2 protein-coding genes and 1 pseudogene are annotated in these 3,120 nt (G+C 71.9%); all 3 read right to left on the bottom strand.

Features of this window, described 5'->3' with window-relative positions; translation table 11 throughout:
- A partial coding sequence (locus AC31A1_RS49180) for a PP2C family protein-serine/threonine phosphatase (RefSeq protein ID WP_489659556.1) occupies nt 1–1,167 on the bottom strand: 1,167 nt, incomplete at its 3' end.
- 282 nt (nt 1,168–1,449) lie between these two features.
- The gene (locus AC31A1_RS49175; protein WP_489659555.1) at nt 1,450–2,535 is read right to left on the bottom strand and encodes a C40 family peptidase; all 1,086 of its coding nucleotides are present in this window, start codon (nt 2,533–2,535) and stop codon (nt 1,450–1,452) included.
- Between the two features lie 203 nt (nt 2,536–2,738).
- Nucleotides 2,739–3,120, bottom strand: a pseudogene (locus tag AC31A1_RS49170) (class I SAM-dependent methyltransferase); the annotation flags it as partial.

The following is a 3,120-nucleotide window of genomic DNA, read 5'->3' as shown; positions in this document are numbered from 1 at the left end:
GGCCAGCAGCGGGGACGGGTGGCCGGCCAGGCAGAGGCCCGCGCGGCGGCCGTCGGGCGCGATGTCGACCGTGCAGAGCGTCGCGAAGATCTCGTCGTCGGAGCGCTCGTGCTCCAGGACCTGTTGCAGCGTGCCGAGCAGCTGGTCGCCGCAGAGGCCCGCCAGGGTCAGCGCGCGCCAGGCGATGCGGAGTTCCACGCCGAGCGCGGCCTCGTCGGGGCCGTGACCGCAGACGTCGCCGATCATCGCGTGCACCGTGCCGTCGGGGGTGCGCACGGTGTCGTAGAAGTCGCCGCCGAGCAGCGCGCGGGAGCGGCCGGGGCGGTAGCGGGCGGCGAAGCGCAGCGGGGAGCCCTCCAGGAGGGGCGTGGGCAGCAGGCCGCGTTCGAGGCGGGCGTTCTCCTGGGCGCGCAGCTTGGACTCGGTGAGCTTGCGCTCGGCCCTGTCGGAACGTTTCCGCTCCACCGCGTAGCGGATCGCCCGGCTCAGCAGCCGGCCGTCCAGCTCGTCGCGGAAGAGATAGTCCTGGGCGCCCACGCGGACCGCCTCGGCGCCGCGCTCGGTGTCGCCGGACGCGGTGAGGGCGAGGACGGCGTGGTGCGGCGCGAGCCGCAGGACGTGCTTGAGCACGGCGAGCTCGTCGTCGGTGCCGTCCCCGGCCCGGGCGGGAGCGGGCAGCGCGAGGTCCAGCAGGATGCAGTGGACGTCGTCCGTGAGCAGCCGCTCGGCCTCGGTGAGGTTGCGGGCGGTGCGGACCCGGATCGGTTTGCCGGCCGGGTCGAGCAGTTCGGGCACGACCGGCGAACCGCCGGGGTCGTCCTCGATCATGAGCAGGGTGAGGTGACCGGTCGGGTTGCCGTAGGCAGGGGCCTGGGCGTGGGCAGCGCTGGGCACGGCGTCGGCCGGGCGGACGTCCGCCTTGCCGTCGTCGGCCTTGTCGCCCGCTTTGTCGGCGGCGACCGTGTCGTCGTCGACCGTGTCCTGCGTGCGCGGGGCCTCCGTGGCTCCGGATACGGCTCCGGACACGGCCGTGGAGGCGGCTGCGGAGCTGTCTCCGGTGAGGCTTCCGGAACTGTCTCCGGAGGGGCCGCCGATCGCGGGCCCGGTCTGCGCCTGACCACTTTCCGCGGCCGGGACCGCTCTCTGCCGCGGTATGGGTGCGGGCATCGTCCTGGTTCCTTCCCTCCCCCCGAGGGCACGGCGGGGCGAGGGACCTCGACCCACCGACGGGGACCATAGCGGTAGTGGGCGCCGTAAAGGAATGGTGTGAGACACGTCGCCTGGCAGGCGGCCACTGTCATATGCCGTGATCCGTACCGCAGTTGGACAGGGTGGCCCTCACCTGGGGATGACGAAGGTCACGCCGGGCGGGTGTTTGGCGCGAAGGGTGCGTGCGCCAGGTCACGTGGCCCGGGTCACCGGCCGAGCCCTGCTCATCAGGCGGAGATATCACGCATCCGGGCGCACAACACCCAATATCGGCATCGAACCCGCCCCCGCGACCGTCACCGTGCGCCCCGGCCGCGGGGCGTGGATGATCGCGCCGTCGCCGATGTACATGGCGACATGGCTGGCGTCGTCGAAGTAGATGATGAGGTCGCCGGGGCGCATGTCCTTCACGGCGACGTGCGGGAGCTGCTTCCACTGCTCCTGCGAGGTGCGCGGGATCGGGTGGCCGGCGCTCGCCCAGGCCTGTGAGGTCAGCCCCGAGCAGTCGTACGTCGACGGGCCCTCGGCGCCCCACTCGTACGCCTTGCCGAGCTGGGCCGTCGCGTAGGCCACCGCCGCCTTGTCCGCCGCGGACGCCTTGCCGCTGACGTCCTTGAGGGCGCCGGAGTCGAGCCACGCGGTCTGCGCCTTCAGCGCGGCCTGCTGCTCCAGCTTGGCCAGCCGCTCCTTCTCCTGCTTCTCCAGCTGGGACTCCAGCTTCTCGGCCGCCGCGATCTGGGTCGTGACCTTCTTCTTGGCGGTGGCCTTGGCCTGGCGGTTCTTCTCCAACTGCTGCCACTGGGCGGAGGCGTCGGCGGTGTACTGCTCCAAGTCCTGCTGGGTGCGGGTCAGTTCGGCGATCAGGCCCTTGGTGGCGCGCTGACCCTGGAGCACCCGGCCGGTACCGTCCAGGAACGCCTGGGGGTTGTCGCTCAGCAGCAGCTGCGCCTCGTCCGGGAGCCCGCCCGTGCGGTACTGGGAGCGGGCCGCGGCACCGGCGCGGTCCTTCAACTCGCCCAGCTTCTCCTGGCCCTTGACGATCTTCTTGGCCAGCTCGACGATCTCCGCGGACTGCTTCCGCGCCTGCTCCTCGGCCGCGTTGTAGGCGTCCGTGGCGACGGCGGCGTCGTGGTACAGCGCGTCGAGCTTCTCGCGTACGGCCTCAAGGTCCTTGTTGGTCACGGGGGTTGGGGACGCGGTCGCGGACGGGGTCGACGAAGGCGTCGGCGGCGGGCTCGCGAACGCGGTGCCGGGTGCCGCGAGTACGGTGACCGCGCAGACGACCGTGATGGCCGTCGTGATCAGGGCCCGCCTGCCCGTTCCCATACCCCTGCCCCCACATCCACATCTGCCGTACCGGAATCTGATTGACCGTCAGTAACTTACGGACGCCTGGGGGATCGTGCCATGTCCCTGCAGAAAACGACAGAGGGAGTACTTCCCGTACTTCTTCCCTTTCCTTCCAGGTCATGGGATGTGACGAACGGCCGCCGGAGATCGTTCCCCGCAGCCGACACCCGCAACCGGATTCACCCGCGCGGGGCCAACGCCCCCCAGGTCACGGTCACTTCGCCCTGCCGCCAGCGCACCGGACCGTCCGTCACCGGCCAGTCGGCGGTGAGGTCCCGCACCGCGCGGATCCAGCGCTGGCGGGCGCCGTAGGAGACGTAGGGCGCGGCGGCGGCCCACGCGCGGTCGAAGTCGCGGAGGAAGGCGTGCACCGGTTCGCCGGGGACGTTGCGGTGGATGAGGGCCTTCGGGAGGCGTTCGGCGAGGTCGGACGGCCGCTCCAGAGAACCGAGCCGCGTCGCGAAGGTGACCGTGCGCGGCCCCTCAGGACCGAGCGCGACCCACACGTGCCGCCGCCCGATCTCGTCACAGGTCCCCTCGACGAGCAGCCCGCCCCGGGAG

This window comes from Streptomyces sp. P5F9 (assembly GCF_057961495.1).
The sequence above is the reverse complement of the archived record's forward strand: the minus strand, read 5'-3'. Positions and strand labels throughout refer to the sequence as shown.

What these genes read in the sequence shown, in the direction of transcription:
- AC31A1_RS49175 (WP_489659555.1), bottom strand. Translation starts at nt 2,535, where the DNA reads ATGGGAACGGGCAGGCGGGCCCTGATCACGACGGCCATCACGGTCGTC.